The 18,661-nt window shown below is 44.6% G+C and carries 16 protein-coding genes; 6 read left to right on the forward strand and 10 right to left on the reverse strand.

Going from position 1 to position 18,661, the window contains the following annotated elements:
* The first annotated feature begins 99 nt into the window (after positions 1-99).
* Together SIO70_RS29380 and SIO70_RS29385 are read left to right on the forward strand one after the other, a co-directional pair.
* Positions 100-759: a metal-dependent transcriptional regulator gene (locus SIO70_RS29380; protein WP_320576927.1), complete on the forward strand. Its 660-nt coding sequence runs from the start codon at positions 100-102 to the stop codon at positions 757-759.
* 9 nt (positions 760-768) lie between these two features.
* On the forward strand, positions 769-2,646 hold the full coding sequence (locus tag SIO70_RS29385; RefSeq protein WP_320576928.1) for an Nramp family divalent metal transporter: 1,878 nt from the start codon (positions 769-771) through the stop codon (positions 2,644-2,646).
* Between the two features lie 186 nt (positions 2,647-2,832).
* Here the strand turns inward: SIO70_RS29385 and SIO70_RS29390 are convergent, their stop codons facing one another.
* From SIO70_RS29390 to SIO70_RS29410, 5 genes are all read right to left on the reverse strand, one after another.
* Entirely contained in the window at positions 2,833-3,579 is a 747-nt protein-coding gene (locus tag SIO70_RS29390; RefSeq protein WP_320576930.1) for a LytR/AlgR family response regulator transcription factor, read from the reverse strand.
* The gene (locus tag SIO70_RS29395; RefSeq protein ID WP_320576931.1) at positions 3,557-4,618 is read right to left on the reverse strand and encodes a sensor histidine kinase; all 1,062 of its coding nucleotides are present in this window, start codon (positions 4,616-4,618) and stop codon (positions 3,557-3,559) included. The genes SIO70_RS29390 and SIO70_RS29395 overlap by 23 nt, the downstream gene beginning before the upstream one ends.
* Positions 4,619-4,665: 47 nt before the next feature.
* Positions 4,666-5,013 (reverse strand): DUF4288 domain-containing protein, encoded by a 348-nt coding sequence (locus SIO70_RS29400; RefSeq protein WP_320576933.1) that lies wholly within the window; start codon positions 5,011-5,013, stop codon positions 4,666-4,668.
* 17 nt (positions 5,014-5,030) lie between these two features.
* A complete protein-coding gene (locus SIO70_RS29405; RefSeq protein WP_320576935.1) occupies positions 5,031-5,774 on the reverse strand; it encodes a LiaF transmembrane domain-containing protein in 744 nt (247 codons plus the stop codon).
* A 282-nt stretch (positions 5,775-6,056) separates the two neighbouring features.
* The gene (locus tag SIO70_RS29410; protein ID WP_320576937.1) at positions 6,057-6,758 is read right to left on the reverse strand and encodes an SGNH/GDSL hydrolase family protein; all 702 of its coding nucleotides are present in this window, start codon (positions 6,756-6,758) and stop codon (positions 6,057-6,059) included.
* Between the two features lie 134 nt (positions 6,759-6,892).
* Between SIO70_RS29410 and icd the strand changes: the two genes are divergently transcribed.
* Together icd and SIO70_RS29420 are read left to right on the forward strand one after the other, a co-directional pair.
* A complete protein-coding gene (gene icd / locus SIO70_RS29415) occupies positions 6,893-8,158 on the forward strand; it encodes an NADP-dependent isocitrate dehydrogenase (protein ID WP_320576938.1) in 1,266 nt (421 codons plus the stop codon).
* Positions 8,159-8,334: 176 nt separating this feature from the next.
* Positions 8,335-9,567: an NADP-dependent isocitrate dehydrogenase gene (locus SIO70_RS29420; RefSeq protein ID WP_320576940.1), complete on the forward strand. Its 1,233-nt coding sequence runs from the start codon at positions 8,335-8,337 to the stop codon at positions 9,565-9,567.
* Between the two features lie 187 nt (positions 9,568-9,754).
* Here the strand turns inward: SIO70_RS29420 and SIO70_RS29425 are convergent, their stop codons facing one another.
* The 4 genes from SIO70_RS29425 to SIO70_RS29440 form a co-directional block, all read right to left on the reverse strand.
* A complete protein-coding gene (locus SIO70_RS29425) occupies positions 9,755-11,413 on the reverse strand; it encodes a L,D-transpeptidase family protein (protein ID WP_320576942.1) in 1,659 nt (552 codons plus the stop codon).
* Between the two features lie 471 nt (positions 11,414-11,884).
* Positions 11,885-12,100 carry a hypothetical protein gene (locus tag SIO70_RS29430; RefSeq protein WP_116856079.1) on the reverse strand — a complete coding sequence of 72 codons (216 nt, stop codon included), beginning with the start codon at positions 12,098-12,100 and terminating at the stop codon, positions 11,885-11,887.
* Between the two features lie 148 nt (positions 12,101-12,248).
* A complete protein-coding gene (locus SIO70_RS29435; RefSeq protein ID WP_320576946.1) occupies positions 12,249-14,216 on the reverse strand; it encodes a putative porin in 1,968 nt (655 codons plus the stop codon).
* A gap of 62 nt (positions 14,217-14,278) precedes the next feature.
* On the reverse strand, positions 14,279-15,100 hold the full coding sequence (locus SIO70_RS29440; RefSeq protein WP_320576948.1) for a purine-nucleoside phosphorylase: 822 nt from the start codon (positions 15,098-15,100) through the stop codon (positions 14,279-14,281).
* Between the two features lie 284 nt (positions 15,101-15,384).
* Between SIO70_RS29440 and sucC the strand changes: the two genes are divergently transcribed.
* Together sucC and SIO70_RS29450 are read left to right on the forward strand one after the other, a co-directional pair.
* Entirely contained in the window at positions 15,385-16,596 is a 1,212-nt protein-coding gene (sucC, locus tag SIO70_RS29445; protein WP_083721575.1) for an ADP-forming succinate--CoA ligase subunit beta, read from the forward strand.
* Between the two features lie 446 nt (positions 16,597-17,042).
* Positions 17,043-18,041, forward strand: a complete 999-nt coding sequence (locus SIO70_RS29450; RefSeq protein ID WP_320576951.1) for a DUF4407 domain-containing protein — start codon at positions 17,043-17,045, stop codon at positions 18,039-18,041.
* On the opposite strand, the gene SIO70_RS29455 is transcribed toward SIO70_RS29450, so the two are convergent.
* Positions 18,038-18,658 (reverse strand): SprT-like domain-containing protein, encoded by a 621-nt coding sequence (locus SIO70_RS29455; RefSeq protein ID WP_320576953.1) that lies wholly within the window; start codon positions 18,656-18,658, stop codon positions 18,038-18,040. The genes SIO70_RS29450 and SIO70_RS29455 overlap by 4 nt on opposite strands.
* Positions 18,659-18,661 lie beyond the last annotated feature (3 nt).

The raw sequence follows: 18,661 nt of genomic DNA on the forward strand, positions 1-18,661 counted from the left end.
ATCCTTATGTAATATCCGGTACCAGCGGGCGGTTTGAGGGAACTACTTGCATTTCTCCAATAAATTATTTAGATTTACCTAAATTTTATTTTTATCAATATGAATTTGTCGATCTCAGAAGAGAACTACATCAAATCAATCTATAAATTAGAAGAAGGACAGGAACCTGTCAGCACCAATGCACTGGCCTATGAGCTGGATACCAAACCCGCATCGGTGACCGACATGGCAAAGAAGCTAAAAGAAAAGAAGCTCATTGCATATGAGAAATACCAGGGCATCAACCTCACCAGCGAAGGGAAAAAGGCCGCCCTGCAAATCATTCGCCGACACCGCCTCTGGGAATGTTTCCTGGTGGAAAAACTCAGTTTCAGCTGGGAAGAAGTACACGAACTGGCCGAAGAACTGGAACATGTACGCAGCGAAAAACTCACCAACCGCCTCAGCGAATTCCTCGGCAACCCGCAGATTGATCCTCACGGTGACCCCATCCCTGATGCACAGGGCAAAATGGGTAAACCCAGGTTACATACCAGCCTCCATAAATCAAAAGCCAACCGGCTCGAAGTCATGGCAGTATCCGATAAATCGGCCGCCCTGCTGGAATTTCTGAATACTAAAGGCGTGCGGTTAGGGACACAACTGGACGTCATTGAACGATACGAATTTGACAACTCTATTGAGATAAAAATAAAGAACCAACCTGCCTTTACCATCAGTGAACAGGTAGCGAAAAATATCATGGTAAAGCAGATTTAAGCTAATTTTATGAACCATCAGCACACATCCCTCGGCGAAGTACATCAAAGTGTAGACACTACTGCAGACCACCCAAACCGCTGGAAAAAAATGTTTGCCTTCTTTGGACCTGCTTACCTCGTGAGCGTAGGTTATATGGACCCGGGCAACTGGGCCACGGACCTCGCCGGCGGCAGCCAATACGGGTACACCCTGCTATGGGTACTGCTCATGAGTAACCTCATGGCACTACTACTACAATCACTCAGCGCAAGACTAGGCATTGTTCGCGGACGTGACCTCGCTCAGGCAAACAGAGAAACATATCCTCCAGGTGTTAATTTCGTTTTGTATATACTGGCGGAAATCGCCATTGCCGCCACTGACCTGGCAGAAGTACTGGGGATGGCCATCGGTATCCAGTTACTAACTGGATTACCTTTGCAATGGGGTGTGAGCATTACCGTTTTCGATACCTTTCTATTACTGGTGTTGCAAAAATATGGTATCCGGAAAATGGAGGCTTTCATCATCATGTTAGTGGCCATTGTAGGCATATCATTCCTGGTTGAACTGATTATGGCTAAGCCTGTGATGAGTGAAGTGATCACCGGTTTTGTACCCCGCATTCCCGATAATACTGCGCTCTATATTGCCATCGGTATCATTGGTGCCACTGTGATGCCACATAATCTATACCTGCACTCTGCATTGGTGCAGACGCGGAAAATAAGGCAGGATGAGGCGGGCATCAGACAAGCATTGAAATTGAATTTTATTGATAGTGCTATTGCATTGAACTTAGCGTTCTTTGTAAATGCAGCGATATTGATCCTGGCTGCTGCGGTGTTCTTTAAATCAGGGAAAACCAGTGTGGCAGAGATACAGGATGCACATCAGTTACTCGAAGGATTGTTAAGTAATAAATGGGCACCCATCCTGTTTGCTGTCGCATTGATTGCGGCAGGACAAAGTTCTACAGTGACAGGCACCTTAGCCGGACAAATTGTGATGGAAGGATACCTGAAACTACGTATCAATCCGTGGTTGAGACGATTACTGACAAGGTTGCTGGCCATTGTACCCGCACTATTGGTCATACAAATTGCAGGTGCTGATAAGGTGGGAGACCTGTTAGTATTCAGTCAGGTGTTACTGAGTTTACAGTTAGGTTTTGCTGTGATTCCCCTGATACATTTTGTGAGTGATAAAAAGACGATGGGGAAATTTGCAGTGAACATACCTGTGAAGATACTAAGCTGGTTAATTACGGCAGTGCTGGTGTATCTGAATACACGCATGGTGTTTACAGAAGCCATGCATTATATAGAAGGAGGCGGTTCTATCTGGATAGATATTCTTATTTCAATACTCGCTATTGGATTTGTGGTGTTGTTGTTTATTACTGTGTTTTATCCACTGGCTACAAAGTATGCTGCAAAGAGCACGACGAATATACATCCTGCTACAGCAGTGTCTTTGGAGAATATTACCATACCTCAGTATAACAGGATTGCATTGGCACTTGATTTTAGTAAGGATGATGAGGCAATCATTGCAAATGCGATTGCACATGGTAATGACAATACAAGATACCTGCTGATCCATATCGTGGAGAGTGCATCGGCGAAGTATTTAGGAAGAGAATCGGATGATCTTGAAACGAGGAAAGACAAGGAGCAGATGGATACATATGTGAGGTTGCTGAAGAGTAAGAATCTGCAGGCGGAAGGGTTCCTGGGATATAGACACAGAGCGGAAGAGATCGTACGGATCGTGAAGTCAGAAAAGGCGGATTTTTTAGTGTTGGGTGGACATGGTCATACAGGGATTAAGGATTGGATTTACGGTGAGACGACTAACCAGGTGAGACATAAGGTGAAGATACCTGTGTTGGTAGTGCAGTAAATATAAAACGGATTGCGAACTACGTACTACGATGAAAAAAGGCAATCGTAATACATAATTCGCAATCCGATTAATATTTTTGGCGGACTTGCTTCGCAACCCCGTTATAGAGGCCGGCTTTAAATGCGGGTGAATTTAAAAACTAACAAATTTTAATACTACCCGATTTTAATGCCGCTATTTTGGCTACAACCCCAGTGCTAATTTCAGTTTTGGATACCCCGTCTTACTCACCGGCACCTTCGCCCCACTCTTCAACATCGCCAAATGATTTTCCTTTTCATATGGCTCTATCCTCGTCACCTGGTTTACATTCAGAATATAAGAACGATGCACCCTCGCAAACTGCTGCATATCTAAAGTCTTCTCAAAGAATGCCATTGTTTTATTTTTCAAAAACGCACCTTCCTGTGTCACTACCTTCACATAATCATCCGCTGCTTCGAGATAATGAATATCCTGTACGGGTATTATCTTAATCTTCCCATTGATCTTCACCACTACCCTGTTACTCTGCAATGGACTCGCTGCCGCCGTTTCCAGCAATGCATCTGCCTGCAATGGCACAGGTACTATTTCCTGCCGCTTATCCAGCCATTTCTGCAATGCTTTGTCAAATCGTTCTTTAGAGAATGGCTTTAATAAATAATCAGTTGCATTCACTTCAAAAGCCCTGATCGCATGTTCTTCAAAAGCAGTCGTAAAGATTACTGCAGGCAGCTCTTCTACCAGTTCCAACATCTCAAATCCATTGATCTTAGGCATCTGAACATCCAGGAAAATGATATCCGGCTGGTGTTGCTGTATCGCCTTTAATCCTTCAAACCCATCATTGCATTCCTGCAGAACCCGGATCTGTGTGAAAGTTCCGAGGTATTCTTTTACGATTTCCCTGGCCAGTGGTTCATCATCAATTATTACTGCTTTTATCATAGCGTTGTGGCACTTTAATCAGAGTTGTGTAAATGTTGTCTTTTGCTTCCGTTTCCAGCAGATCCTGTCTTGCAAAGAGCAGGTACAACCTTCTACGAATTGAGTTTAATCCAAAGCCTGTACCAGTCGGCTTTTGTGACAGGTCTGCATCGTATGGATTCTGTACCTGTATGTATAGCAGATCCTCTATTGACCATGCCTGTATGGTGATCGTGATTGCTTCTGTGGTATCATACAATCCATACTTGATGGCGTTTTCTACTACGGGTTGCAATAACATAGGTGGTATCATCATCTTTTCTACTTCTCCGTCTGCTTTGACTTCGGTTGTTAAACGATGACCAAAGCGGACTTTTTCTATATCCAGGTACCATTGAAGGTATTGCAGTTCTTCGGGGAGCAGGATCCATTGCTGGTCTTCACGCTTCAAGGTACCTCTCAGAAAATCACTGAGCTTGAGTACCATCTCTCTTGCCTGCTGTGGGCGCAATGCAATCAATGCATTGATAGAGTTCAGACTGTTGAATAAAAAATGCGGTTGCAGCTGTTGTCTGAGTTTGTACAATTCTGCTTCGCGGGCTAATCTTTCTGTCGCCTGTTTTCTGCTCAACTCCTGCCGCTGTTCTTCCAGGTCATACCAGTAAAGGCTTTTGAACGCTATGCCTGTAATCAGTAACCATCCGAAGAGGAACCTGACCGGCATTGCCAGGTGAATCCATTCCAGGTAAGGCTGATTATTCTGAAACGTATATTGCAGTGCCCAAGTGCTCAGTGAAATCCAGATCAGGGCCTGGGAAGTGGAAAAACAGAGCACGAAAAAAGTCTTTCCTTTCTGCGGCCGGTAATAGGCCAGGCTGTAACTGATAGTCAATGCTGCCAGCGCCAGAAAACCAATGTGGATACCACTATCTACCCAGGCAATGGAATCAGGAAAATGAAACCAGAACTGTAGCAGTACTGCCTGTACGATCAGCGATACATAACCCGTGGCAGCGAATGACCAGCGAAACGATTTATCTGATATGAGTTGACTTGCCAAATTATTGTGTTTGTTAGTAGGTACATCCTTTTTGTGAAATGTTACATTCAGTTAGCATGTACATCTGTTCCATTCAACTGCGCTGCTCTTACCTGCAACCATGAGATATAAGCGTTTGGGTCTCCGGGTTCTTCTATACGTGAGTACAGTTCCATTCCATCATCCAGGGTTTCCAGGCTATTCACTTCGGGTACGTTGATAAAGCGCCATTCTACCAGTTCCTGTTTTTGGTTTCTAAAAGAATATTGCTCCTGTTTACCCAGATCACAAGCTCTTTTCCAGGCTTCCTGTTTGCTGCCGGCACTGATCAGACGTAGCTGTTCATCGAACTGCGGTGTGTGTGCACCGGCACCACTGATGATCTGATAAACGATCTTGGCTACAAACCATGTCATAATTGTAATATTTAAAATCAGCTATAACTTTTAATTTCAATGCCGCCGAATACGCAGCTACCTTTGATGATAAGCACCTTGTTTGGGTTGGCGCCGATCAGTTCTATCGGGCGTTTATCTTCTACGCCACCAAATACACTGCTGGTCATGATCTTCACTTCCCAGTTTGCAGGCACCACCAGTTCTACACCACCAAACACACAGTCACAATTCAATACGATCGTACCATCAAAATCGGCTTGTAAAAGGTTGACATCACAACCACCAAAGACTGCCGATATACGGCCACCTTTGAATTTCTTGGATACGATGAGCCGGTTTTCGCCACTGAATACTACTTCTGCATTGATATAATCTTCATCTGCAGGGTAAAGATCCGGGACTACTTTGGGCTCGTCTTCTACATCCAGGTATTTTTTGTGTGAGCTGGGCCGGAAAACGATAAAGAGTAAACCAATGATGATTAAAAACCCTGGCCAGATGAAACGATCTACATCATATGGCAGGTAGAAATATTCTCTTACCATAAAAACACAACCGAGTAAGATCATAATCACCCCTCCAACGTTCCTGAACTCACTTTTAATCCAGATCATAATACCTATACCTATAATCAGCATCTGCCAGGATACAATCCATTCGGGAATATCGAGATCAAGGTTATGGAATAGGAGAAAAACACCTACCAGTAGGATGATAACACCTCTGAAAGCTCCGTTCTTTTCGTGTTTTCTTCGTCCGTATATGTCTTTATTTCGCATTGTTTGTTCTCATTTAACGATACAAACTTAAGAAGGAGGCGTGGGTTATGGAAGGGGGTTTAGGTTAAAATTGGGGGGAGGGCGGTAAGCGGCATGAAAAGGTCGGTGAAATTTCTGGATTTTAATTATTAGCGAAAGAAAGCGCTTTCACCTTCGGCGAAAGCGCTTTTTTTCGGGTGGTGGGCCTGCGGCCGGCTTTTAAGAGGTGTCTTTAGTAAGACGGCAGGTAGGTGGCCGATTTTTAAAGACGTTCTTTTAGTAAGACGGCGGGACCTGCTTAATTTAATACGCTGGTGGCGGTGCTACTATGGCTTTAAAAATAATAGACAGCTTTGCCGCCCACATACCCATTTCCTGCCCGGAATAATGTAACCCATCGCTGGTTATTAAGCCCTTAGGGTCCTGCATTACATCGCGGGTATCGGGGGTAATATCCAGGTACTTCACTTTATGCTTCTTTGCAATCGCCTTATTCGCTTCGTTATACTGATCTATCTGCCCTGCTATGTCATCACGATCACGGCCTTCGGCATAGGGGGTCACCCCCCAGTCAGGAATGGAAATCACCACTACATGGTTGGCTTTTCCACCAGCATAACCAATAGCTCTTTCCAACAATTGAGTAAACCAGGGTTTATAACTTTCTACCGGAAAGCCCCTATACTGATCGTTCACCCCAATCAGGAGGGTAACGATATCATACGTTTCGTTGATAGGGTTTGCATTCAGGGCATCGTTCAGTTCGATGGTGGTCCAGCCGGTTTTGGCCACTATTTTTGGGTCCGCTACTTCTATCCCACTGTTTTTCAGAATTTTAACAGTCTGAACAGGAAAACGGTCGTTTTCTCCTACTCCTTCGCCAATGGTATAACTATCGCCCAGGGCTAAGTAAGTAAATACGGTCGTATCATTTGGAGTCGTCATGGAATTTGCTTTAATCTGTAAGGTGAGTAACAAAAAGCAAATTAAAAATAATTTGTACATAGGAATAGTTTTTAAACTGTTAGGGCAGGTTACGATGAAGAATCCCTGCTTTAACATTACGTTTCGGTCATTAATTAGTACCTTTGCGCTCGAATAATTTATCAAAATTACGAACACGTAAAGAAACTAGTTTTATGCCGGCAGAAAAAATATCAATGACCAATGGCCAGTTATCGGTACCTAACCATCCCATTATTCCTTTTATTGAAGGTGATGGTATCGGACCGGATATCTGGGCTGCCAGCGTGCGTGTATTTGACGCCGCTGTCGAAAAGGCCTATGGTGGAAAAAGAAAGATAGAATGGAAAGAGGTACTGGCAGGAGAAAAAGCCTTCCAGCAGACAGGTGAATGGCTGCCAAAAGCAACGCTGGACGCCTTCAAAGAATATCTGGTTTCTATCAAAGGTCCGCTGTCTACACCTGTTGGTGGTGGTATCCGTTCCCTGAACGTAGCCATGCGCCAGGAACTGGACCTGTATGCCTGCGTACGCCCTGTACGTTGGTTCGACAAGGTGCCTTCTCCTGTTAAGCACCCGGAGAAAGTAGACATGGTCATTTTCCGGGAAAACACGGAAGATATCTATGCCGGTATCGAATATATGTATGGTACGCCGGAAGCTGAAAAACTGCTCAGGTTCCTGCAGGAAGAACTGGGCGTTAAGAAAATCCGTTTCCCTGAAACTTCTTCCCTGGGTATCAAGCCAGTTTCTAAAGAAGGTACTGAGCGCCTGGTACGTGCAGCCCTTAAGTATGCACTGGAAAAGAAACTGCCTTCACTGACACTGGTTCACAAAGGTAATATCATGAAATTCACCGAAGGTGGTTTCAAAACATGGGGTTATGAACTGGCTGTGCGCGAGTTCGGCGATCAGGTGTATACCTGGGAACAGTGGGAAGCTACCAAGAAAGAGAAAGGTGAAGAGGAAGCAAATAAAGAACTGGCCGTAGCTACTGCTCTTAAAAAACTGATCGTGAAGGATGTGATCGCAGACAACTTCCTGCAGCAGATACTGCTGGCTCCACAGGATTACTCAGTTGTAGCCACCCTGAACCTGAACGGTGACTATATTTCTGACGCCCTGGCAGCAGCTGTAGGTGGCATCGGTATCGCACCAGGTGCGAATATCAACTACCTGACAGGTCATGCGGTGTTCGAAGCTACACACGGTACTGCTCCGCGCTTTGCCAATACCAATTCCATGAACCCAAGCTCCGTGATCCTGAGTGGTGTAATGATGCTGGAATATATGGGTTGGACAGAGGCTGCAGACATGATCGTTCATGGTCTGAGCACAGCGATTGCACGTAAGCGTGTAACGATCGACTTCTACAAGTTGATGGACGATGCAACCCTGGTAAAAACCAGTGAGTTTGCTGATGAAGTAATTAAGCACCTGTAACAAAGGTCTGTTTATAAGTTTTTAAGGGGCTGGTTAAAAAGCGCATTGCTTTTTAACCAGCCCTTGGTGACTAGATCAACCAGTAGCCCTGATTTAAAACCGAAAAACTTGTAAATTTTGCCCCATTATTGTATATTTCGCGATTACTCGTAACTAATTAAAAATCAAACCCGAAAATGGCAGAAAAAATTAAAGTCGCAAATCCTGTCGTAGAACTGGACGGAGATGAGATGACCAGGATCATCTGGAAATTTATTAAAGACAAACTGATACTTCCTTATCTTGACGTTGATATCCAATACTTCGACCTTGGCATGGAGCACCGTGATGCTACTAACGACCAGGTTACTATAGATGCCGCGAACGCGATCAGAGCTGTTGGTGTAGGTATTAAATGTGCTACCATCACTCCTGACGAGGCTCGTGTAAAAGAGTTCAATCTGAAACAGATGTGGAAGTCACCAAACGGTACTATCCGTAACATCCTGGATGGTACAGTTTTCCGTGAGCCAATCGTTACTTCAAACGTACCTCGCCTGGTTCCAAACTGGACTGCTCCTATCTGCATAGGCCGTCACGCTTTCGGTGACCAGTACCGCGCTACTGACTTCGTAGTAAAAGGTAAAGGTAAACTGACTATCAAGTTTGAAGGTGAAAATGGTGAAGTGATCGAGCATGAAGTATACAACTTCAAAGGCGATGGCGTAGCACTGGCTATGTACAACACCGACGAATCTATCAAGGGTTTTGCACGTGCTTGTTTCAACCAGGCGCTGATCAAAAAATGGCCTTTGTACCTGAGTACCAAGAACACTATCCTGAAGAAATATGATGGTCGTTTCAAAGATATCTTTGAAGACATCTACCAGGAAGAATTCAAAGCGAAATTCGATGCTGCCGGTCTGACTTATGAGCACCGTCTGATCGATGACATGGTGGCGAGCGCACTGAAATGGAATGGTAACTTTGTATGGGCTTGTAAGAACTATGATGGTGATGTACAGTCTGATACTGTTGCACAAGGTTTTGGTTCACTGGGTCTGATGACTTCTACCCTGGTTACACCAGATGGTAAAGTAATGGAAGCAGAAGCAGCACATGGTACTGTAACCCGTCACTATCGTGATCACCAGGCTGGTAAGCCAACATCTACTAACCCGATTGCATCTATCTTTGCGTGGACAAGAGGTCTGGAATTCAGAGGTCGTCTTGATTCTAATCAGGCGCTGATTGATTTCTGTCATGCACTGGAGCAGGTTTGCGTAGAGGTTGTGGAGAGTGGAAAGATGACGAAAGATTTGGCTGTTTGTATTCACGGTAATAAAGTTGAACACGGAAAGCATTATCTTTACACTGAGGAATTCCTGACGGCATTGGATGATGCACTGAAGGTGAAACTCGGTAAATAATTAGCCACACGTTTGCAATACTGATATGAGACGACGTCCTTCCTTTTGGGAGGACGTTGTTACTTTAGGGAAGTTTGCTATGAATTGGGCAAAAAAATGAGGCTTTTCCCTTCGGAAAAAGCCTCATTTTTTTGAGCGCCAATCTGCCCCAGCAAACGCTGGGGCAGATTGGAAATGCGAAAGCCAGTTATAATGCCATAAGTTTTTTCATGATCTTGTCTTCGCCATAGATATCTTCGTAGAACATCATCTGGCCATCCCTGCCTTCGGCTGTGTAGTAACGTAAATAGATAGGAATGCCTTTTGACAAATCAATCTGCTTCTTCTGCCCTTTATCTAACCAGGCACGTACACTGTCACGCTTGAAACGTTTATCATCCTTAATTAAATACATTGCCAGACTATCCCATTGCTGTATACGTACACAACCATGACTCATAGCCCGATAGGCATTTCTGAATAAACCACGGTTGTTAGTATCGTGCAGATATACAGCGTATTTATTGAAGAAATTAAACTTCATAATCCCTAATGAGTTTTCCAGACCATCCATTTGCCTGAGTACATAAGGAAAATAATTTTTACTGAACTTTTTCCAAGGTACACTATCCGGGTTCACGGCATTACCATCTTTATCTATTACTTCCAGGTTTTTCTTTGCTAAGTAATGCGGATCTTTCTGGATAGCAGGCAGCATTTCTTTGATAGAAATACTGAACGGTACACGCCAGTAAGGATACATTACAAAGTTCGACAACCTTGAATTCAGGAGTGGTGTACGGGTACGGGGCGCACCTACAATCACACGGGAGTCGAGGATCACCTGACCACTATCCCACACCATCATATGATAACCCGGTATGTTTACAAAGATGTAACGGTGCGGTAATGAATCCGGCCATTTGCGCCAGCGATCCAGGTTTACAGCGGCCTGTATCATCCAGTCATGAAATGATTTATTCATTACCTGGATGGTTTTCTTACCTGCCTGTCCATCTTCAAATAAATTAAACTCATGCTGGAAAGCTTTCACACCTTCTCTCAGTAAAGCAGTATCTGCACCATGTCCATTGGCAGTATCCACATGTCCTGTCTGTACCAACCGGTTCAACACCAGTTGTTTGAATGCAGGTGTATCTACATAGGCTGTAGGCAGTGAATCCCAATGTAAGGACTGATACTTTGCTTTGAAATTCAGCAAGGCGGCTTTCAACGAATGATAACCTTCGTAAGCTGGTTCCAGCTGATGAAAGGTGCCGGAGATGTTGTTGTCTTTTAACGCGGTGGTGAGTAGCTGAACCAGTGTGGTATCTGTCATTACAGAATCAGGACGAAGCGTGATGCTGTCACGGGGAGCAATACCATAACGGAGATGGGTAGCCATTTTCATAAATGCATCGGTCATCATAACGTCTACCTCCGCAAGCAGCGCGGCATCCCTGCCGGAACCGGTGGCAGCATGGAGTTGCTGCATAGCAGAATCCAGTGCACTACGGTGGTAAATACCTGCTGGTAAACCGACTTCGTCAGCGTGGTCAATGAAATACAACATGGAATCTGCAGCCGGCAGCAATTGCCCGTCTACAGACCATTTGGCCTGGTTGGCTGCGAGCTGATAAAAGTACTGTAACGCAGATACGCTGTGCACCGGTACTTTATCCTCAAGGGCTTTGTTATCAGCCGTGTAGCTGAGTCGCTCACCTATTTGTTCCGGAATCACTTCACCCAGTTGCTTTACGTCCCTCACTATTTCTCTTTTCCGGAGTTCCCGTTTCTGATGACAGGAGAACAATGCAAACGATGCTACAAGACATAGCACGATGTCCCTTACAAACTTATACTTCATTGGCGTTTGAAACAATTAATTAAAGGTACGTATTTGAAAATATTTTCATAGAAGATATTGCCGGGGTCGTAATTATTCTACAAAATTAGTGCTAACATATTCCAGGGTTAATTTTAAAAATGCAGAATTATTTGCAACAGTTTTTCTTCACAAACAAAGACTGTATGAATTTTAATATTGACACGACTACTTTCATCTTTTCTTCTTTATTGCATTCAAAAAATGAATTCGAACTTCGTTGCAAAGGTATTACTTTAAAATAAAAACCTTGTTTGATTTTTAGTCCAAGTCAAACAAGGATCCGAAAGCAAATAATGTAACGATAAACCTTGTACAAACGACAAGGTTACCACATTACTGCTTTTCAAAAAGTCAATAACAAGTTAACGCGGAAATCGAGGATCTATTTATTTCATAGGAGATGGTATGGGGCAAAAAGGGTCAGGATTCATCTTCTAATGGTGGCAATGACTATTTCTCTTCGTGGTTCTCTTCGATCTGATCGGCGATAGCTAATAACAGAGACATACTGGCTACTTTAGTAGCTTCTGCACGTACATGGCCATCGAGATCGTGTTCAAAAAATACATCACTACCATTGAGATTCACCTTAAAGCGCGGGGAATGACCATTAATGGGCTGAACGGAATATCTGTTCCTATTGTAAACTACGGTAAATGCCTTCATAATCTCTTCATTTTGCTATTAAGGTAAACAAAGTTTACGCCAGATGATCACAGTCAGGCAAAAAAATAAGGGCCTAAACACGCTAAAACGGTTTAGGCCCTTATTTTAGTAATATATTAATTATCAACCTATTACATTATTACTAATTTTAGTTAACGAACCACCAACGTAATCCCAGTCTGAATTGGAAGTTATTGTAAGGATAGTGCGGTCCGGCGAAATTATTCGTTGCAAAAAACGTATTCAGGTTCTCTGTTCTGATAAATGCATTGAATGATTTGATACGGAAATGCAGGAAAGCGGCCAGGTCCGGTGCATGATATTGAACTTTTTGGGTAGTCTGATACACAAATTGACCGACTACCGGAGAATAATCGTCTGCATAGTAAGATGTCATGTATTTCGCTTCCACCCCTACCATCAGGTTCAGGTTGTTAAACAGCCTGTTTTCGTAAGCAATACGGTGACGGGTCCAAAATGCCGGAATATTCACCGGGGCCGTACCATGTATCTGCTGGAAGGTGAAATCAGCGTACCAGTTCCAGTGTTTCCAGGTGAACTTTTTGCTGAACATGATTTCCAGCATATTGAATATTGCCTCTGCCTGTGCACTTGTATAGTAATTACTCATATAGGTATAGTTGCCTATGATGTAGTAATTCACGGTCAGGTTGTACTTCAGCTTCTGATTGTCTGCAGTGAACTGTACTTTGGATATATTCTCCTTTGCCAGCGAATTGTTATACCAGCTATCGTAGTTACTTGCAAAGTACTTGTACACATACGACGGTTCCCGGTTCACATTCGAAAACGCCACTCTTACATTTCCTAATGTAGGATTCAGGTACCTGCTCAGCATACCACTCACGCTATAATCCCCGCTGTTCTGACCCGCCATATACAATTCTCCTATGGCCTGGAAGTCCCATTTCTGGTTCCGGGTCTTATTGCGGTATTCCCCGTGCAGGGCCAGGTTGCTAAACTTGATGTCCGCATCCAGGAAGGTACCAGTGGTATTTTCGATCCTCGCTCCTGCTGTGATAAAGTGTGCCTGGTTACCCCTGATAGGGAACTGCACCAGCGAGATATCGTTGGAGATCGTTTTAAAATTGTGCTGTGCCTTGATGGTATCGCCGGAATATGCCCAGTTATAATGCGTGGTATAATAGAAGGTATCCGGTGTTGGATCCAGGTACCCTACCTGGTCTGTATTCAGTTTGAATGTGTATTGCACCCTGAATACCGGATCGAATTTATATACATCTGTCGTATCGTTTACATGGATCGTATCTCCTTTTCCCCAGTCGTAGGACTGCATAAAGAGGAAGCCTGCCTGGTCGACCGAACTCTTTACCGGGATGGTGGAGTTAAAAAGACTGCTGGTAGTGCTGGCATCGTTACCCAGGTTTACATCGATGGTTTTACGCTGGCTGTAACGGGGATTATCCAGGTCGTCATCGTTCCTGATACCACCGTTTTCACCATTCGCATACTTGTTATAGAAGTAACTGAGGGTGGCATTGTACCGCTTATCCTTAGAGTTGTATCGTCCTGTCAGGCGGTAAATGTTATGATTCGTGGTCTGCGCGCGGAAGAAGCCAGGGGCATAGATCTTCTGGTATTCAAATCCGAAATTGAACTTGTCAGTACGGTTCTGGGTATGCAGTACGCCCAGCTGTTGTTCCTGCTGACTACCAATCATATAATTCAGTTCCGTATATGGGCGGTTCGAATAGTAGATCCTGGCGTTATCGTGATTGAACCCGTAGGCATCAAAGCTATGAAACCCTGCGTCGAAACCTGCCGTCATACGGGGGGTGAAGGCCACCGGGCGTGCCGGAGAGCCATTGTTACCCAGGTAGATGTAGTTCGCGGGCACTCTGAGGAAAGGGCCATTGAAATCGGAGATCGAGGAGTCTATTCTATAATCAGTAGGTTCTCCCAATCTCCGGTAAGTGATGGTCAGTGTGTCCGGTACCTGATGAGTAGAGCCGGAATCCTTTGTCGTCTTGGAGGAACTACCACCGCTGCCCAGGTTACTGAAACGGCTGGAGGACTGCGCCTTTACCTGCGACATTATGACCAACAATAAAAACGTAATAATTAATGACCGCATTCTATGATTTGTTTCCTGCTTCTTTTTGTGCTAGCTGAAAAGTGTGCAATTTATGTAAAACCTTATAACACGCTGATCAGTTCTCTGAAAATAAGTGTTAATTTCGGTTCTGCTGCATTTGCAGCTTCCAGCACTTCTTCGTGAGTGATCACATTTTCCTCTTCGCGGATACCTATATCAGTGATCACGCTCATAGCAAATACCTTCATCCCACTGTGCATGGCCACGATCACTTCGGGTACTGTGCTCATGCCTACAGCATCGCCACCGATGGTGTGCATATATTTGTATTCAGCCCTGGTTTCAAAGGTAGGGCCTTGTACACCTACGTATACACCTGTGTGTACAGGAATGTTATTGTTTGCAGCAATTTCCTTTGCCCTGGCGATCAATGTTTTGGAATATGGCTCGCTCATATCGGGGAAACGGGGACCTAATTCAGCAATATTTGGGCCACGCAGGGGATGTTCAGGTTGCAGGTTGATATGATCACGGATGATCATGAGGTCACCTACGTTGAAGGCGCGGTTCATACCACCAGCGGCATTGGATACCAGCAGGGTATGCACACCCAATGCCTTGAAAACCCGTACCGGAAAGGTCACCTGCTGCATAGAGAAACCTTCATAATAATGAAAACGACCTGCCATAGCTACCACGGGACGACCATTCATTTTGCCTAAAACCAGGCGGCCACGATGCCCTTCGACAGTAGAGGTAGGGAAATGCGGAATGGATTCGTAAGGAATTTCGATGGCTTCCGAGATTTCGCCTGCCAGGTTACCCAATCCACTTCCCAGAATAATACCTACTTCAGGTGTCAGGGACCATATTCTCTTAATATAGTCCGAAGCAGCAGCTATTTGTTGTAACAGATCACTCATTTTTTAAAAATAATTATAGTTTTATGGTGCTGATCCCTATCATGTTTTTTAAAAGGTTACGATCATTTTGAAACTGGGCCACATAGTAATTAACTGTATGATATCCAATGATTCGCACTCAATCGGCTGACGGCTGTCAGAAACGGCTGTCAGGCCCACTGCGGTGTTTTATGCTGATGGTTACCTTTTCGACAGGGTTGCGCAAAGTTATTTTTAAATTCACAAAACGCTAGGGTTTTATATTTAAATCATAATGCCCTATTTTAGCGGCAAATTTTTATCAGATGAACTTACATGAATACCAGGCTAAAGAACTGTTGAAGAAATACAATGTTCCGGTACAGGAAGGGATTCCGGTTGATACTCCGGAAGCGGCGGCTGAAGCGTACAAACAATTGAAGGTACAGTATGGTAATGAGTTTGCAGTGGTGAAGGCACAGATACATGCCGGTGGACGCGGTAAAGGAACCATTCGTGGTAAAGACCAGCGTGGTGTTGCTGTTGGTAAAAATGCGGAAGACGTAAAAACAATTGCCGGAAATATCCTTGGCGGCACCCTGGTAACCATCCAGACCGGTGAGGCCGGCAAACTGGTAAATAAAGTATTGGTGGCACAGGACGTTTATTATCCTGGTCCTAACCCAATTAAAGAATTATACCTCTCTATCCTGCTGGATCGTGCAAAAGGTAAGAACGTGATCATGTACTCCACTGAAGGTGGTATGGACATTGAAGAGGTTGCTCACAAGACGCCTGAAAAGATCTTTAAAGAACTGGTTGAGCCTAACACAACGCTGCAGCCTTTCCAGGCAAGAAAGATCGCTTTCAACTTCGGTCTGAGCGGTGAAGCTTTCAAAAATATGGTGAAGTTTGTAACCAACCTGTACAATGCGTATGTAGGTCTGGATGCAGCTATGCTGGAAATCAACCCACTGTTCAAAACCAGCGATGAAAAGATCATTGCAGTTGACTGTAAATTAGGCCTGGATGACAACGCACTGATGCGTCATGCTGACCTGGAAGCACTCCGTGATATTTCTGAAGAAGATCCTACAGAAGTAGAAGCAGGTAAGTACAACCTGAACTTCGTGAAACTGGATGGTAACGTAGGTTGTATGGTGAATGGTGCTGGTCTGGCTATGGCGACTATGGATATGATCAAGCTGAGTGGTGGTGAGCCTGCAAACTTCCTGGACGTAGGGGGTACTGCAAATGCAACTACTGTAGAAGCTGGTTTCCGTATCATCCTGAAAGATCCAAAGGTAAAAGCGATCCTGATCAATATCTTCGGTGGTATCGTTCGTTGTGATCGTGTTGCACAGGGTGTAATCGATGCATACAAATCAATTGGTAACATCACAGTTCCTATCATTGTACGTTTACAGGGTACAAACGCTGAAGAAGCGAAGAAACTGATTGAAGAGAGTGGTTTGACAGTACAGTCTGCTATTTTGCTGAGCGAAGCAGCTGCGCTGGTGAATAAGGCGGTGAGTTAATAAAAATGACTAAATAGCAATAGTGAAGAAAGCCCCTGGTGAAAACCTGGGGCTTTCTTCACTATACCAAATATAAAGCTCGTCCCTTCAGGACGAGCTTTATATTTGATAGCATGGTCGCGTGGGGGAGCCTACCACTCTACGTAATTCCATTCCTACCACTCTACGTAATCCTATTCCTACCACTCTACGTAATCCCATTCCTACCACTCTACGTAATCCCATTCCTACCACTCTACGTAATCCCATTCCTACCACTCTACGTAATCCCATTCCTACCACTCCCTCTAACCACACTCCTTACTCCACCTGATCACATTTTTGCAGGGTCCCATCACATTTCCAATTTACCTTCCCCAAAATTCCCTACCTTTATTATCCATCCTCATATTACCTGAAACCCGCAGGTACACATCTTTTATTACCTATTAAATTCAGTCAAAACAATGAAACGCATTGGCGATTTCTTCCTGTTCTGTTCCGGTGCACACGTGCCTTTACTTCGGCATGCACCTACGGAAACCAACAAATATGGAGGCATTGGGGCAACTATTTTCTTTACAGGTTTGCTGGCGGCCTTTTCCGGAGGCTATGCACTATGGAGTGTATTTGGTCAGCTTTGGTCTACCTTATTGTTCGGACTGATCTGGGGCCTGATGATCTTTAACTTAGACCGTTACATTGTATCGGGTATGAAAAAGCGTAATAAATTCAGCAGTGAGTTTTTAATGGCATTACCTCGTATTGTATTGGCTATCCTAATTGCGATCGTGATTTCAAAACCGCTGGAACTACAGGTCTTTGGCAAAGAAATCAGGCAGGAACTCATCATCATGGAACAACAGGTGTTCAAAACCCAGGAGGACAATGTGCTTGCCCGCTACAAACAACGCATGACTGAGCTAAATGGGGAAATCGCTCTTTTGGAACACGGCATTCAAACACAGGCTCTCCGCAGGGATACCCTGCAAAAAATTGCCCAGGAAGAAGCAGATGGCACCGGTGGCTCACGTGTTAAAAACCTTGGCCCTATCTACAAAGCCAAGAAAGCAGATGCTGACAGCGCAGGCATGGCCCTGCAAAAGATCACCGCTGAAAACGGTGCGCTCATTGCCAGCAAAAGACGGGAACTGGCAGGTATCGATTCTACTTTCAAAGCAACAGTCGCACAACTGGACCGCACACACATCGATGGTCTCGCTTCTCAGCTGGATGCACTTGGGCATCTCACAGAAAGGAGTACCCCTGTCAGGTGGGCGAACTGGTTTATCACCTTACTGTTCATTACCATCGAAACAGCACCGGTATTTGTAAAACTGATCTCTCCTCGCGGACCATACGATGATCTGCTGGAGGCACATGAACATGCGTTCATCATACACAGAAAAGAGAAAATTGAAAAGAGAGAAAGAGAGTATGAAAACAGGATGATGGTGGTACGCTAAGCAGCGATGATCTCCACCTCGTAAACAGGGCTGAACAAATACATTCTTTTAGTCGCTACTTCTTCACAACGATAGCGTTTTCGGACTTTTTCACCTTTTCGGAATATCCTTCCATCCTTTGTTTTGAACAATTGATCCAGCGGCAACTGCTCCACCAGGTAATGATTCTCCTTCCGGCGATCATACCTGGTCAGCACCCGCATTAAGTCATCATCCGCACACGAGCTGGCAGCAGGATTCTGCATACTCTGCCTCAGGGCTCCCTCCACATCAGGTGGCAGATACCCTTTTCCCACAAATTGCCTGAGAATATTTGAAAACTGGTGTTTCCACTCCTTTCCATGCGAAGACACCCGGTTACCATACAAATTGAAGGTAGTGAGGTGTGCCATTTCATGCAATAAAGTAATAAGAAATGCGTATTTATTCAGGTTGCCGTTGACACTGATGCGGTGCCCGCCCCGGGAATCGGGATGCCGGTAGTCGCCAAGTATACTGGCCCTTTCGCGGGTAATAGTCAGGTGTACCTTAAATTCCTGGATATAAGTCAGCACCTGCTCAAAGGTTCCTTCGGGCAGGTAAGCCGATAATGCTTGCAGGGGATGTTCGTGCTTCACGAC

The sequence above is a fragment of the Chitinophaga sancti genome, assembly GCF_034087045.1.
GTDB classification, from domain to species: Bacteria; Bacteroidota; Bacteroidia; order Chitinophagales; family Chitinophagaceae; genus Chitinophaga; species Chitinophaga sancti_B.